Origin of the sequence: Sphingobacterium wenxiniae, from assembly GCF_900116225.1 — a bacterium.
Classification (GTDB): Bacteria; Bacteroidota; Bacteroidia; order Sphingobacteriales; family Sphingobacteriaceae; genus Sphingobacterium; species Sphingobacterium wenxiniae.
Window position 1 is genome coordinate 43,857 of sequence record NZ_FOZZ01000009.1, and the last position, 15,052, is coordinate 58,908.

15 protein-coding genes are annotated in these 15,052 nt (G+C 41.7%); 10 read left to right on the top strand and 5 right to left on the bottom strand.

All coding sequences use genetic code 11. The annotated features are described in order from the left end of the window. Both BM375_RS17210 and BM375_RS12270 read right to left on the bottom strand, forming a co-directional pair. A partial coding sequence (locus BM375_RS17210; RefSeq protein WP_170852659.1) for a hypothetical protein occupies window positions 1–593 on the bottom strand: 593 nt, incomplete at its 3' end. A gap of 34 nt (window positions 594–627) precedes the next feature. Beyond that, on the bottom strand, window positions 628–1,344 hold the full coding sequence (locus BM375_RS12270; RefSeq protein ID WP_093366454.1) for a 3-keto-disaccharide hydrolase: 717 nt from the start codon (window positions 1,342–1,344) through the stop codon (window positions 628–630). Between the two features lie 120 nt (window positions 1,345–1,464). Here BM375_RS12270 and BM375_RS12275 point away from each other — a divergent pair, with 120 nt between their 5' ends. Next, a complete protein-coding gene (locus BM375_RS12275) occupies window positions 1,465–2,292 on the top strand; it encodes a UDP-2,3-diacylglucosamine diphosphatase (RefSeq protein ID WP_093366455.1) in 828 nt (275 codons plus the stop codon). On the opposite strand, the gene BM375_RS12280 is transcribed toward BM375_RS12275, so the two are convergent. Next, window positions 2,289–2,810, bottom strand: a complete 522-nt coding sequence (locus tag BM375_RS12280) for an NADPH-dependent FMN reductase (protein ID WP_093366456.1) — start codon at window positions 2,808–2,810, stop codon at window positions 2,289–2,291. The two genes, BM375_RS12275 and BM375_RS12280, sit on opposite strands and share 4 nt — an antisense overlap. Window positions 2,811–3,023: 213 nt before the next feature. On the opposite strand from BM375_RS12280, the gene BM375_RS12285 reads away from it, so the two are divergent. The 5 genes from BM375_RS12285 to lepB all read left to right on the top strand — a co-directional run bounded on the left by BM375_RS12285 (window position 3,024) and on the right by lepB (window position 7,834). Continuing rightward, a complete protein-coding gene (locus BM375_RS12285; protein ID WP_093366458.1) occupies window positions 3,024–3,821 on the top strand; it encodes a ParA family protein in 798 nt (265 codons plus the stop codon). A 1-nt stretch (window position 3,822) separates the two neighbouring features. Next, window positions 3,823–4,734, top strand: a complete 912-nt coding sequence (locus BM375_RS12290) for a ParB/RepB/Spo0J family partition protein (RefSeq protein WP_093366459.1) — start codon at window positions 3,823–3,825, stop codon at window positions 4,732–4,734. After that, entirely contained in the window at window positions 4,734–5,477 is a 744-nt protein-coding gene (locus tag BM375_RS12295) for a DUF5683 domain-containing protein (protein WP_093366460.1), read from the top strand. The genes BM375_RS12290 and BM375_RS12295 overlap by 1 nt, the downstream gene beginning before the upstream one ends. A gap of 17 nt (window positions 5,478–5,494) precedes the next feature. Continuing rightward, window positions 5,495–6,238, top strand: coding sequence for a 4-hydroxy-tetrahydrodipicolinate reductase (gene dapB / locus BM375_RS12300; protein ID WP_093366462.1), 744 nt, complete (start codon window positions 5,495–5,497; stop codon window positions 6,236–6,238). Between the two features lie 171 nt (window positions 6,239–6,409). Then, window positions 6,410–7,834, top strand: a complete 1,425-nt coding sequence (lepB, locus tag BM375_RS12305; RefSeq protein WP_093366463.1) for a signal peptidase I — start codon at window positions 6,410–6,412, stop codon at window positions 7,832–7,834. A gap of 93 nt (window positions 7,835–7,927) precedes the next feature. Here lepB and BM375_RS12310 read toward each other — a convergent pair whose 3' ends face one another. Continuing rightward, a complete protein-coding gene (locus BM375_RS12310) occupies window positions 7,928–8,647 on the bottom strand; it encodes a pyridoxine 5'-phosphate synthase (protein WP_093366465.1) in 720 nt (239 codons plus the stop codon). 183 nt (window positions 8,648–8,830) lie between these two features. Here BM375_RS12310 and cdaA point away from each other — a divergent pair, with 183 nt between their 5' ends. From cdaA to BM375_RS12330, 4 genes are all read left to right on the top strand, one after another. Further along, the gene (cdaA, locus tag BM375_RS12315; protein ID WP_093366466.1) at window positions 8,831–9,625 is read left to right on the top strand and encodes a diadenylate cyclase CdaA; all 795 of its coding nucleotides are present in this window, start codon (window positions 8,831–8,833) and stop codon (window positions 9,623–9,625) included. 266 nt (window positions 9,626–9,891) lie between these two features. Beyond that, a complete protein-coding gene (locus tag BM375_RS12320; protein WP_093366467.1) occupies window positions 9,892–10,803 on the top strand; it encodes a DUF1338 domain-containing protein in 912 nt (303 codons plus the stop codon). Window positions 10,804–10,821: 18 nt separating this feature from the next. After that, a complete protein-coding gene (locus BM375_RS12325; protein WP_093366469.1) occupies window positions 10,822–13,752 on the top strand; it encodes an FAD-binding and (Fe-S)-binding domain-containing protein in 2,931 nt (976 codons plus the stop codon). A gap of 210 nt (window positions 13,753–13,962) precedes the next feature. Next, window positions 13,963–14,460, top strand: coding sequence for a ComF family protein (locus BM375_RS12330; protein WP_170852660.1), 498 nt, complete (start codon window positions 13,963–13,965; stop codon window positions 14,458–14,460). 177 nt (window positions 14,461–14,637) lie between these two features. Here the strand turns inward: BM375_RS12330 and BM375_RS12335 are convergent, their stop codons facing one another. After that, complete coding sequence (locus tag BM375_RS12335) at window positions 14,638–15,024, bottom strand: VanZ family protein (RefSeq protein ID WP_244525897.1); 387 nt, start codon at window positions 15,022–15,024, stop codon at window positions 14,638–14,640. Window positions 15,025–15,052 lie beyond the last annotated feature (28 nt).

Genomic DNA, 15,052 nt, shown 5'->3' on the forward strand with positions numbered 1-15,052 from the left:
CTTGGCTTGAATCCTGTAGGTTTTGTAGCCGTTTCTTCCGGGGTTTTCTCTTCGGATTTTGGTTCTGGTTGCTGCGGTTGTTCCGCAGTTTTGGTCATACCTGCCTTGAACCTTGGCTTAAACCCTGTCGGCTGTGCCGTTGGTTCTTCCGTTTCTGTGTTCTGTTCAACTTCTTGTTCAGTAGGATTAGTTGCTGCTGGCTTAAACCGTGGCTTGAACCCTATAGGCTTTGGAGTTTCAAGGTCAGTGTCTGTTGCATTGTGCTTTTCTTCATTAGTCGTTTTGACCACAGAAGTTTTGAATCTTGGTTTAAATCCTGTCGGCTTCACTGTTTCTGTACCTGGTGAATTCGAAGTAACGGCTATATCAAGGGTAGCGTCTTGATTTGGTGTCTGTGTTTTCTCTACAGAAGCATCTGGTAATAAGTAGTTTTTACGCAGACGGTTGAACCAAAATTTTTTGGTATGGTCAAAGCTTTTCTCCCCCATTAATGCATAATGAGCAGCAAACTCTTGATAAAGAGCTTGATTATCGGCCTTTAAACGCGATAAGTCTATTTTCTTTTTTGTGAAGAATTCTTCAAAAGTGACCATACAGGTGTTAAAAATAGCAAATTATCCTTTAACTTTAAAGTTCCCGAATTTTAATATTCCGAAACGCGATGGAATCCGTATGGTTTTGCAGAGCGATTTTACCAGAAGGGTATTTGGCGAAATCCGGATAGGCTTTCATTCCGCTGCTTTTAACCATTTCCTGAAAGCTTTCTATCTGCGTCTCTTGTTCAAAAGTTAATTTTCCGTTCAGCCAAAAACTTACTTTTCCATTTTTCTGTACAATCCGGCTTTCGTTCCATTGACCGTAAGGTCGGGGTTTGGAATTGGAGGCGATACAGTCAACGGCATAGAGGCATCCAGCCCAATGCGTAGAATCTATTTGATGTCTTTTTTCCGCATTTTCATTATCCAATAGCTGCATTTCCAGACCTGTAGCAAAAGTTGCGGCATAGATACTGTCTTCCATCACGTTGACGAAAATCCCACTATTACCCCCTCTGTTAACTTTCCATTCTAATTTTAACTCGAAATCCTGATAGGTTTTGTCCGTTACCAAATCTCCGAAGATACTTTCTTTCTTTTTAGGGTCGCAGACCAATTCTCCATTATGGGCAACCCATTTGGACTCCACCGTGCCTTTGTTGTAGATGTGCCATCCTTGGAGTGACTGCCCGTCAAACAAAAGTTGCCAATTCTCCTCTTGCTCTGTTGCGGAGAGTGTGTTTTGCTTTTCTGTTGTTGTGCAAGCAATCAATTGCAAGCAGATTAAAAATAGTGCGATGATTCTCATGTGCGATAGTTGTTGTGCTGTTAAATGTATAAAAAGTTCATCGGAACTGAAAGTTGATAATCTTTTAATTGTAGGATAATATTGGATTAATACCGAATGTGTTTCTTTGGAAAAACGCTTATGAAAAGAGCTGTTGACATTGTGGTCCTTTCAGATATCCATTTAGGCACATATGGTTGTCGGGCAAAAGAATTATTACATTATTTAACTTCCATCAATCCGAAGAAACTTATTCTCAATGGAGATATTGTGGATATTTGGCAATTTCGAAAGAACTATTTCCCCGATTCGCATCTGCAAGTGTTGAAGTATATTTTTGATTTGGCGTACGGTGGTTGTGAAGTGGTTTATATTACAGGAAACCATGATGAGATGCTCCGTAAATTCGGTAAAATGCAGTTTGGTAATATTGTGCTGAACAATAGATTACTGCTGGATTTAGACGGGAAGAAGACATGGGTGTTTCATGGTGATGTGTTCGATGCCTCTATTCAACATTCAAAATGGTTGGCCAAATTAGGCGGATGGGGCTATGACGCTCTTATCCGTATCAATAATATGGTAAATTGGGGCTTAGAGAAGATGGGAAGGGAAAAGTATTCCCTTTCACGCCGGATAAAAAATTCTGTAAAAAAAGCCGTGAAATTTATAAGTGATTTCGAGGAAACCGCTTCGGAGCTAGCTATTGAGAATGGTTATGATTATGTTGTCTGTGGGCATATACATCAGCCACAAATCCGTGAGGTGAGAAACAAAAAAGGAACATGCACCTATTTGAACAGTGGTGATTGGATAGAGAGTCTTTCGGCATTAGAATATCATGATGGGAAATGGAAAATCTTTTTTTACGAAAAAGAAAAGCCAGATGCCCAGACCTACCCTGATGATATGCGGTTTCGCGTATCGATAGAAGACTTACTCAACAATATTCTTAAAGGCGATGCTTAAAAGCGATGAATTTCCTCGATCTGTTCCTGCACGAATTTCTTCGTTAAATCATCTACCATTTGACCGTCTTCGTCTAGTTCTTGGATAACAAGTGGGATGTGTATTTTCAATGGTAGCACATGCATACGTAGGTAATTGCAAACGCCTGTAAAATGATCTACGCCACGAATATTGCCATATTTGCCACTGGAAACACCTACAAGAGCTGCCTTCTTGTGATAAAATGAAGCAGGGAAAGCACATGCATCCACAAAAGTTTTCAAAACTCCAGGAAAGCTTCCATTGTATTCGGGGATAACGAATACAAAACTTTTAGCTTCGGATACCTTTTCCTGTATGGGTGCGAAAGCCTCGCTCCGCTGTCCGTATAGGTCTGTGGAAATGATGTTCGAAGGTAAATCTGTTAGGGAAAGCACCTCCCAGTCACCACCTTTTTTTTCTAATTCCTGCTGATAATATTTGGCAATTTTTAAGGAATTGCTGTCTTCTCTATTTGTTCCTGCAATGATTAAATTCATTCTCAACGTTGTTGTAAAAACCCCAAATTCAGTATAAAGGGATACGCTATTTTTTTCGTAACTTAGCGACCTTAGTCGGATGTTGTGGGTATTCGCCAAAAATACTAATTTTAACATCATTTAAAGGTTTCTGTATGAGCGGAAATGTAAATTTGAGGTAATTTTGGCGAGCTGCAGCATGTTGGCTTTATGATTTAGATAAGATTCAATCTCATGGGAAAAATTATAGCGGTTGCTAATCAAAAAGGCGGTGTAGGAAAGACCACAACATCTATCAACCTTGCGGCGAGTTTGGCCGTTTTGGAGCATAAGACATTGTTGGTGGATGCCGATCCGCAGGCCAATTCTACATCGGGTATCGGTTTTGACCCAAGAGCTATTAAGTCGAGTATATACGAATGCTTGGTGAATGACTTGGATCCGAGAGAGGCTATTCAAGCAACAGAGACTCCCAATTTGGATTTATTACCGGCACATATTGATTTGGTCGGAGCAGAAATCGAGATGATAAATATGCATGAGCGAGAGTTCAAGATGCAGCGGGTGCTGGAACAGGTGAAGGACGATTATGATTTTATCATCATTGACTGTTCGCCTTCTTTGGGACTCATTACAATTAATGCATTGACGGGGTCGGATTCGGTAATTATTCCTGTACAATGTGAATATTTTGCATTGGAAGGTTTAGGTAAGTTGTTGAACACCATCAAGATTGTGCAAACTAGACTTAATACACGGTTGGAAATTGAAGGTATACTTCTAACGATGTATGATGTGCGTTTACGTCTTTCCAACCAAGTTGTGGAAGAAGTGCGTACACATTTCAGCGAGTTGGTATTTGATACGATTATACAGCGGAACACCCGTCTGAGTGAGGCGCCGAGTTTCGGTATTTCGGTAATTATGCACGATGCGTCGTGTAAAGGAGCAGTCAATTACTTGAATCTGGCACGTGAAATCTTACAGAAGAACGGATTAGTAGAGGCAAGTTCTCAACAAGTAACAGTTTAATATGGCATTACAGCGAAAAACAGGATTAGGAAAAGGGTTGGGCGCTTTGTTGCAAAGCGAGGATATTCAAGTCTCTAAAAATACAAGTACTTCGGTTCAAAAAGAGGATGTTCCGGCTGCTGCTGGAAGTATTAATTTTATCAAAGTCAATCAAGTTGCGGTCAACCCATTTCAGCCGCGTACAGATTTTGATGAACAGGCTTTGCAAGAGCTTGCTGATTCCATCAAGCTACAGGGGCTTATCCAGCCTATTACGGTGCGTCAGGTTAGTAAAAACGAATATCAGCTCATCAGTGGAGAGCGTCGTCTCAGAGCCTCCAAGTTGGCTGGTATTGAAGAAGTGCCTGCGTATGTGCGAACGGCCAATGATCAGCAGATGTTGGAGATGGCGCTTATTGAAAACATACAGCGTGAAAATCTGAATGCTATCGAAGTAGCTTTGAGCTTTCAGCGTATGATTGAGGAGTGTAACCTGAAACAAGAGGAACTGGGCGAACGTGTGAGTAAGAATCGTTCTACAGTAACGAATTATCTACGCTTATTAAAACTTCCACCGGTTATTCAAGCTGGCATTCGTGATGGCAAAATTTCTATGGGGCATGCCCGTGCATTGATTAATGTCGGCGAGGTGGAAAAACAACTTTTCGTATATCAAGAGATTATCGACAAAGGCCTTTCTGTACGGATGGCGGAGATATTGGTACGTAATATTCAACAACAATCCAAACCAAAGAAACACGAAGTAGGGAAACAGTTGAATTTCCAATATCAAAAAATCGAAGACGATTTAGCATCTAAGTTTTCTACCCGTGTTCGGTTGAACATGAAAAACACCAAAGGTAAAGGAGCTATCGAAATTCCTTTTGAAAGCGAGGACGATTTGAGCCGTATCCTTGAATTATTAGATTGGTAATGTATAGACTATTACTTGTCATTTTTGTTTCATTGGGCTTTGTGTGTGTGCACGCACAGGAAAGAGATACACTTCGCGTAGATACGGTAGCAGCCCCACAGGTAGCGTTGCAGGACTCTCTGAATAAAGCCCAGCAGGATACTGTCAGGCAAGAAACCCGGAAAGAACGAAAAGAGCGTGAGCGGGCAGAAAAAGAACGGGAAAAGTATTTTTATAAAGGGATTCAGAAAGATTCAACCCGATTGGAGATTGAACGTCTGTCGCGTGTAGCGTGGAGAAGATCTACTTTTGTGCCCGGTTGGGGGCAATATACGAATCAAGGGCTCTGGTGGATAAAAGTACCGATAATCTATGGTGGTTTCGTGACAAGTTATTTAGTCTTTGATTATTGGCAGTGGTACTATAAGAAGTTTTTGAACGAATTGGATTACCGTATTTCCAATGCCGGCACCAAATCCGATCCCGATTTATTTGGATTTGATAATATGGAAGGGTTGGTCAGGCAAAAAGATTATGCGCGACGAAATCGGGATTTAACGATCTTAGTCACTGTCGGATGGTGGGGATTGAACGTGGTAGAAGCGTATGTGGATTCTATGTTGAAAAACCGATGGGATATTGGTGAGGGAATGAGCTTTAAAATCTCCCCAACCTTGATGCCGACATATGGAGCTGCCAGCTCTTCGTTTATGTATGGTTATAATGTCACCCCTGGGGTGAAACTGACCATGAGTTTAAAGTAAAATAACCAGTTAATCATATGAAAATAGTTCTTCTTGGATACGGAAAAATGGGACAGCTGATTGAGAAATTTGCTGTTAAACGGGGACATGAGGTTTCTCTTATTGTGGACAAGGACAATCGGGATAGTATTACTGCAGCCGACTTGGCAGCACATGATATTGCTATTGACTTCAGTGAACCTGCTGCTGCTATTGGTAATATAAGCCTTTGTTTTGAGGCAGATTTACCGATCGTGGTTGGTACAACAGGGTGGTATGAGCATCTGGAAGATATAAAGGCAACCTGTTTAGAGGCCGAGCGTGCACTTTTGTACGGTTCTAATTTCAGTATCGGGGTCAATATTTTCTTCCATATCAATAAGCTATTGGCGAAAGCCATGAATCCGTACAAGCAATATGATGTACAGGTAGAAGAGATTCACCATATCCATAAGCTGGATGCACCGAGTGGTACGGCTATTACTATTGCAGAAGGAATTTTGGATGGGATCGATAGCAAGACAGGTTGGGTAAATGATGTTATCGGAGAAGGTGCAGAGCTTATCCCCAAACCAGAGGAACTCTTGATTGAAAGTCATCGTATTGAGGAAGTTCCGGGTACGCATACGGTATTGTATAGTTCGGAAGTCGACCAGATTGAGTTCAAACACACCGCGCATAGTCGTGCCGGTTTTGCTTTGGGCGCTGTTGTTGCCGCTGAATGGTTATTTGGTAAGAAAGGTTTCTATCAGGTGACAGAGATGTTTGACTTTGATAAGTAAGGGTAAGAGAAGAGAGAGCAAAGAAGAAAGACTAAGGAAGAGACAATAAATAGATGTTGGTTTGCCTATTGTAATATAAGGTTTACCGATGAAAAAGGGCGACTTACCTAAAAGTTAACAGGATATTGACGAGAGACGCTTATTTTTGAAATTACTTTTTAAATTTGACACATGTGGTATATTATTTTAGCAATATTTATTCTTGGTTCGCTATACGGACTATGGCTATTGTTTAAGAAGGCCGGTAAGCAGGGCTGGGAAGCAATTGTTCCTTTTTATAGGGAATATGTGATGGCACAACTAACTGCCCGTCCTACTTGGTGGGTGTTTCTTTTATTGGTACCGATTGTCAATATTTTTATCTTCTATGCGCTATATTTTGACTTACTGAAAAGTTTTGGTAAGCGTAGATTCTGGGAAACTGCTGTAGCAACATTGCTTCCATTTATCTATTTGCCATTATGGGGGAGAGATCCCAATGTGAAATATCTTGGACAATCGCATACCGAGGAATTTAAGAAAAAATATCCTTATCATAAATCGACTGCAAGGGAATGGGCAGATGCGATTATCTTCGCTACAGTAGCAGCGTCGCTTATTCGCGGTTTTCTTATTGAAGCTTATATGATTCCTACCGGCTCTATGGAGCGTCGTTTATTGATTGGGGATTTTCTCTTTGTCAGCAAATTGAACTATGGTCCACGTATTCCGATGACACCTTTGGCGTTCCCATTTGCACATCACACTATGCCCCTAACAGGTGGTAAGGCCTATTCGGAAATGATAAAGATTCCATATAAGCGTTTGCCGGGGTTTCAGGAAATCAAACGTAATGACGTCGTGGTGTTCAATTTTCCAATGGAGGCGGATGCACCGTATAACCGTCCTGTCGACAAACGTGAAAATTACATTAAGCGCGCAGTGGCTATTTCGGGAGATGTTGTTGAAATGAAAAAAGGGAAACTCTTTATCAATGGTGATTCGGGCTATGATTCGAATGATATACAACATGCCTACCTTATTTATACAGACGGTTCGGGATTGAATATACAGCGTTTAATAGAAAAGCGATTTGAATATGCAAAGGATCCGCAAACAGGTGTACCCCTTGCCGAGCCTTATTTGTTTTATGTGACGGAGGAAGAAATTGCTGAGGTGAAGCAATGGTCGAGCGTTCGAGAGGTTATTCCTTATAACAACGCAGGGTCAGCTTTTCCACACGATCAGGCCAGAAACTGGGATTTCCATAACTTTGGACCTTTACAAGTGCCCAAAGCTGGTGATGTTGTGACTCTAAATGCAGAGACTTTACCGATATATGCGCGTGTAATTACCGTGTATGAAGGCAATGCATTGGAGCAAAAACAAGATGGCATTTACATAAACGGGCAAAAGACAGATTCTTATACGGTAAAAATGAACTATTATTGGATGATGGGAGATAACCGGGATAACTCTTCTGACTCAAGGGAGTTTGGTTTTGTACCAGAAGACCATATTGTTGGTAAAGCGCTCTTTACGTGGATGAGTTGGGACGAAGATGGCACCTTCTTATCGAAGATTCGCTGGAATAGAATCTTTAAAGGAATTAAGTAGAAATAGTGAAGTTATTTTAGACTTCCGAAGTTTTTAAAACTTCGGAAGTCTTTTTATTTATCTCAATACGCATATCGCTTTTCGCAAATCTAATTACGCTTTCAATGCCGCTAAATACCGTTTAATGGTCTCTTCTAAACCAAGGTATAAGGCATCGGCTATAAGTGCATGTCCAATGCTGACCTCTAATAGCCCTGGGATATGCTCGTTGAAATATTTGAGGTTATTCAAGTCTAAATCGTGTCCTGCATTTAATCCTAACCCCACTTCCTGCGCTTTTTTAGCAGCTTTAAAATAAGACGCAATCGCCTTTTCACTATCAAAACCAAATTCCGTGGCATAAGCCTCCGTATATAATTCTACCCTATCCGTTCCTGTTTCAGCAGCAGCTTCCACCATATCCTCGTCGGGGTCTACAAAGATGGATACACGGATGTCTTGATCTTGAAAGCGCTTTACCATATCGCTTAAATAATCCCGATACTTTATGGTATCCCAACCGTGATTAGAGGTAATCTGCTGCAAGGAATCGGGAACCAATGTGACTTGGGTTGGTTTGTTGGCAAGAACCAATTCTACGAATTTGTCCTCTTCGCAGTTCCCTTCAATGTTGAACTCTGTCGTCAGCTCCGCTTTTAAATCATACACATCCTGATAACGGATATGTCTTTCGTCCGGACGAGGGTGTACCGTGATTCCTTGTGCCCCGAAGCGCTCACAGGCTAATGCCGCAGCTAATACATTGGGTACGTTTCCTCCGCGAGAGTTACGTAAGGTCGCTATTTTATTGATGTTTACCGATAGTTTTGTCATGACTTTTCCTTTCTATACAAATGTATCTTAAAAATAGGAAAGAAGGAAGTGTTTCAGATTTACAAAGTTTCCAGTTCTTCTGAACCAAAGGCTGAACCAGAGCTTTTTTAAGAGAAAAAAATAAACAAAAATAATTTATGAAAATAAATTCTTGCCGTATTTTTCATAAATTGCAGAGCATACATGGGCATATTTGATTTAGATATATTGAGTGGTTTTAGGCTGCTGGATGTTATTGACATCCTGCTGGTGGCTATTATTATTTATTATATCTACAGCCTGATTAAAGGTACTATAGCCGTTAATATCCTTTTGGGGGTAGGTTTGTTCTACGGTATCTATCTTGTCGTGAAGCAAATGGAGATGCGACTGCTGACCGAAATCTTTGGCGGCTTCATTTCTGTTGGTTCGATTGCTTTGATTGTCGTATTTCAGCAGGAAATCCGACGATTTTTGATTCATGTGGGGAAAAATGTATCCATTCGGCGTAAAAAGTTTTTATGGTCTATTTTTGGCAATAAGAAAACAACGCAAATCACTAATGGCGAACAGATAAGGCCTATTATCGATGCCTGCAGAAGCATGTCAAAATCAAAAACCGGAGCATTGCTGGTTTTTTCACGTTATTTTGATGAAGAATATTACCAATCCAGCGGGGTATATATCGATGCCCCTATCTCGAAACGCTTACTGGAAAGTATCTTTTTCAAGAATAGTCCCTTGCACGATGGCGCTGTTATTATTGTGGACTTTAGGATTATGACAGCAAGCAGTGTTCTTCCGCTTTCAGACAGCGAAGATTTGCCGCCACAGTTCGGACTTCGGCATCGGGCTGCTATCGGTGTGACCGAAGTATCGGAAGCTATTGCTGTGATTGTCTCGGAAGAAACAGGCGAAATTTCTCTGGCAAAAGATGGACATGTTAATATGAACCTCAGCCCTGAGGAATTGGAAAAAATATTGATGGAGGAGCTTTAACACTGTATTTACTTCAGTATCTTTTATTAATGTCCGAATTTTCTTTCTGATTTGTTTTGTTTTATTGAATGATTGCTTAAATTTATACCTACTATAACCACATTGTGCAGATGTCACCTTTTTTGTCATCCTGAGCCTGTCGAAGGATAGACATGTCGCTCTTCCTTCGCCATAGTCGAGGCACAGCGACAAGCTCAGAGTGACAATTAGGATACTTTTATTTCATAATGCACAATGAGGCTGTATAAACTTAAAACATATAGGCTATGCATTTTGATGAGCAAAACCCCTTGGATATTGTCTTGAATGACTTGTTTGAACATTACCGTCAGCATGTTTCGGATGTGTCAAAAATCACGAACAGTCTGTTAACGCAGGGTGTTATCTCTTCCCAAGAAGATATTGTGAACGATCATATTGCTTTTCGTACCCTGGGTGTGTCATATCTTGGTATCCAATCCTTTGAGAAGATTTTCTTGGCGTATGGTTATAGGAAGAAGGATTACTTTTATTTTGAAGGAAAAAAATTAGATGCGTATTGGTATGCACCACCAGCCCCACACTATCCGCGGATTTTTGTATCAGAATTGCGTGTCGAGGATTTGAGTGAGCAAGTGCAGGTCATCATCAAAAAATATACAGACCCAATTACTGCGGACCCTGTAGACGCTTTAGAACTGTCCAATGGAGAGGAGGTCGCTGCTTTTTTGCAAAAACCATTGTGGGATCTGCCTACATCGGAGGAGTATCAAACGCTGTTGGCAGAAAGTGAGTATGCTGCTTGGGTAATCTATAATCGTTATTATCTCAACCATTATACCATCAGTATCCACGAGCTTAAAGATGGCTATAATACGTTGGAAGAGTTCAACGCTTTCTTGGAAAGTATCGGCGTCAAACTCAATAACTCCGGAGGTAAGATAAAAACCAGTGCAGATGGTTTATTGCGTCAAAGCAGTACGGTATCGGCGTTGTATGATGCGCGTTTCTCCGATGGAAGAACACTGGAAATCGCGGGAAGTTATGTCGAGTTTGCTGAGCGTAGTCCATTGCCGCAGTTTAAGAATATGCCTAAGAAAGAATTGAAACCGGAACACCGTCGAGACGGCTTTGAAACCAATAATGCAGATAAGATTTTTGAAAGTACCTATACTTCGCAGATTAAGGGAAAGCAATAATAAACGATAGTATTAGGCATGGATGAGGCGTTGAAACAGTTGGCCGCGAGCCTGTCAGGGGAGTTTTTTATTGATAAAAAGATGCGCATCCTGTACGCTACTGATGCGTCTGCCTATAGGGAATTACCGTTGGCGGTCGCTTACCCGAAGACGGTCGAAGACATTCAGCAGCTTATTCAATTTGCTAGAGAACAACAGACTTCACTTATTCCCCGTACAGCAGGAACTTCACTTGCTGGGCAAGTTGTTGGACAAGGAATTGTGGTGGACGTGTCCAAACATTTTACCCAGATCTTAGAGCTGAATGAAAAGGAAAAGTGGGTGAAAGTTCAGCCGGGAGTTATTCGCGACGAATTGAATCGATACCTTAAACCCCATGGACTTTATTTTGGTCCCGAAACTTCTACCGCCAACCGGGCGATGATCGGAGGGATGGTGGGAAATAACTCCTGTGGTTCAAACTCGCTTATCTATAAAAGTACCCGTGAGCATACCCTGGAAATCGAAGCTATTTTGAGCGATGGCTCGTTGGTAACTTTCGGAGCATTGTCGTTTGCCGATTTTTGTGAAAAATGTGCGCTACCTACGCTGGAAGGTAAAATCTACAAGCATATTCGTACTTTGCTGAGCGACTATAATAATCAGGAAGAAATCCGTAGAGAATTTCCGAAACCATCTATTGAGCGGCGAAATACAGGCTATGCGGTGGATATGCTGCTGGCAATGGATCCGTTTACAGCAGGAGGTTCGCTCTTTAACTTTTGCTCGTTGCTTTGCGGTTCGGAAGGAACGCTAGCTTTTATCCAAAGTATTAAGCTGAATTTGGTGGATTTGCCACAACGCCCTTCGGGCTTGCTTTGTGTACATTTTCATACGGTCGATGAGGCGTTGCAGGCTAATCTTATTGCTTTGGCTCACCGACCTTTGGTTTCTGAACTCATGGATCATTATATTTTGGAATGTACCAAGAGCAACATGGAACAAAGGCGGAACAGGTTTTTTGTGGAGGGAGAGCCTGGAGCGATTCTCGTTATTGAATATGATGGTCAGGATGAAGCCGATATTAGGAGGTGTGTAGGGCTTGTTGAAGCTGATCTGCGGGCAAAGGAGCTTGGGTATGCTTTCCCTCTGGTATTGGGAACGGACAAAAAGCGGGTGTGGGATTTACGGAAAGCAGGACTTGGCTTGTTGAGCAATGTTCCCGGAGATGAAAAGCCTGCCGCAGTGATCGAAGATACCGCGGTCGCCGTGCAAGATTTGCCAGCCTATATTACGGAGTTCAACGAGATATTGCGTCGATATGGCATGTATTCGGTGCATTATGCCCACGCGGCAACGGGAGAACTGCATCTTCGGCCCATTATTAATTTAAAGACCAAAGAAGGCAATAAACAGTTTCGGACGATTGCCATAGAGATTGCCAAACTGGTCAAGAAATACCGAGGCTCATTGAGTGGCGAACATGGAGATGGACGTTTGCGCGGCGAATTTATCGCCATGATGGTAGGCGAGAAAAATTATCAACTGCTAAAAGAAATTAAAGATACTTGGGATCCGTTTGGAATATTTAATCCAGGGAAGATTGTGGATACGCCTCCGATGCATACCTCATTGCGGTATGAAGCAGGACGAACAGAACGTATTGTTCCTTCCGTATTTCGCTATACAGGGCAGAATATCCTGCAACATGCCGAGCAATGTAACGGTTCGGGCGATTGCCGTAAAACAGCATTAAGCGGAGGAACGATGTGCCCGTCATATATGGCCACCCGAAATGAGCAGGACACTACGCGAGCGAGAGCCAATATATTGCGGGAGATGCTGACCACTTCTACTAAGATGAATCCTTTTGATCACGATGAGATCAAAGAGGTTATGGATTTGTGTTTAAGCTGCAAAGGCTGCAAATCCGAATGTCCATCTAGTGTGGATATGGCTAAATTAAAAGCTGATTTTTTGCAGGCTTATTATGACAGCAACGGCGTGCCTTTCCGTTCATGGATGATTGGTCATGTAGATATTATGACGAAGTATGTGTCTACAGTTCCGCGGTTTTACAATTGGTTGATTTCTAATGGTGTAACCAGCCGTTGGATGAAATCTATCCTTGGTTTTGCACAAGAACGCCAAATACCCTATGTGGCAAAACAATCGCTACTCAAATGGTTTCGGAAACGTTCTTTGCCAAGCATCCTGTCGAAATCCAGAAAAACAGTTTATTTCTTTTTTGATGAATTTACCAACTATCAGGAAGTGGAGATAGGCAAACTTGCTATTTTGCTGTTGGAACGGTTGGGGTATCCTGTTCTGCATGTTCCCCATGCGAATAGTGGTAGAGCTTTATTCTCCAAGGGTTTTTTGAGAGAAGCCAAAAAGTTGGCAAACCAGAATGTTCAGACTTTCTCGGAATTGTTGGGAGAAGAAGCTTTGCTGGTTGCAGTGGAGCCTTCGACGATTTTGAGCTTTAGGGATGAATATGTGGATTTGGTAGATGAACAGCTTATCGACAAGGCGAAGCATGTTGCACGTTATGCATTGACGATAGAAGAGTTTTTACATCAGGAAATGCAATTCGGAAGAATCCAAAAAGAAGCTTTTGGCGATACTCCGCAGGATATTCTGCTGCATGGACATTGCCAGCAAAAAGCTTGGGGATTGCAGGAAATTGTGGCGGATGTCTTGCGTTTTCCCGCTGGGCATCAGGTTGAGATTATTCCTTCGGGCTGTTGCGGAATGGCTGGTTCTTTTGGCTATGAGAAGGAACATTACCCTGTTTCACAGGCTATTGGTGAGTTGGTACTTTACCCGGCAGTACGAGCAAAGAAGACGCAACAAATCGTGGCAGCGCCCGGCTCTTCCTGTAGGCATCAAATCCTCGAAGGTGTGGGAGAACTTGCCAAACATCCTGTGGAGATTCTGTATCTTGCACTGAGGAAAGGAGATCAGTAGTTTATGAATGTTTCTGGAACTGTCAAAAGATATAAAGAGTACCTCCTAGGATTGTTTTTTCCTCCGCTTTGTGTAGCATGTAAAACACCGCTTTTGCATCAAGAAAATACATTATGTGCCACCTGTCTGTTTCATCTGCCAATAAATGATCATCATCTTTTTGCTGTCAATGATGCCGTGAAGCGATTTTGGGGAAAGACGGACATAATTATGGCAGCATCGTATCTGTCGTTTACGAAATCGTCTTTGGTACAGACGATTGTGCATGATCTGAAATATAAAGGTAATCGTGCTGTAGGCTATTATCTTGGTGTGGCTTTTGGTAAAAAATTATTGGAATCTCCGTTTTTTAAAGAAGTTGAGCTGATTGTACCTATCCCTTTGCATAAGAAAAAGAAACAGCAACGAGGATATAATCAAAGCGCGGATATTGCGAAAGGGATTGCTGACGCAATGGGTTTGCCTATGGATAGCATGAGCCTGATTAGGGTTGTACATACGGAAAGCCAGACGAAAAAGCAGGGAATGGAGCGCTTTGATAATATGGAAAATGTGTTTACTTGTGCGAATCCAAAAACGTTGGAGGGGAAGCATATCCTGTTGGTGGACGATGTGCTGACAACAGGCGCTACAATGGCCTCCGCAGCAGAGATATTACAGAAAATGGCAGATTGCAAAATCTCCGTAGCAACGATAGCCATTGCTTAATGCTTATCGACTTCGCTGTTTACCACCATGGGCGGAAGGACATCCACAATCTTTCTTAAAAATGGAGCAAGAACTTAACGAAGCTAAGCTTGCCAAAATGATTAAGATATATGCAACTCTTTTTTTCATTCTAAATGTTTTTGTCCGCAGATATTGAACTTATTTCCTAAAAGCCTGCTAATAAGAAGCCCTGTTCTGATACAACAATAGGTAAGCAAAAAGCGCCATTCCAATACCTACTCCATCTGCAAAAATATCCCACCAGTCTGCCTGTCTGCCCAGTGAAAGGTAATATTGTATAGCTTCGCTGAGGAACGCCACAAAAATAGCAATAATTGCGGTGAGTATAATCGTTCTTATCTTGGAAACCCTGCGTTTAGATTGTATAGTTGCCCCGAAGAGGAGTAATACCGTAAAGACAAAGAAAAAACCACAATGCGCCATTTTATCAAACCCTTCAAAATAAGATGTGCTAGGTAGATCACTGGAAGGCATGCTCATCAGTACCAACATAAGGATACCCCAAAGAATAGCCCATGAATAGTTTAAAAGGTATTTCAACATGATTCTAAAGTCGGTTTTATTTATGAAG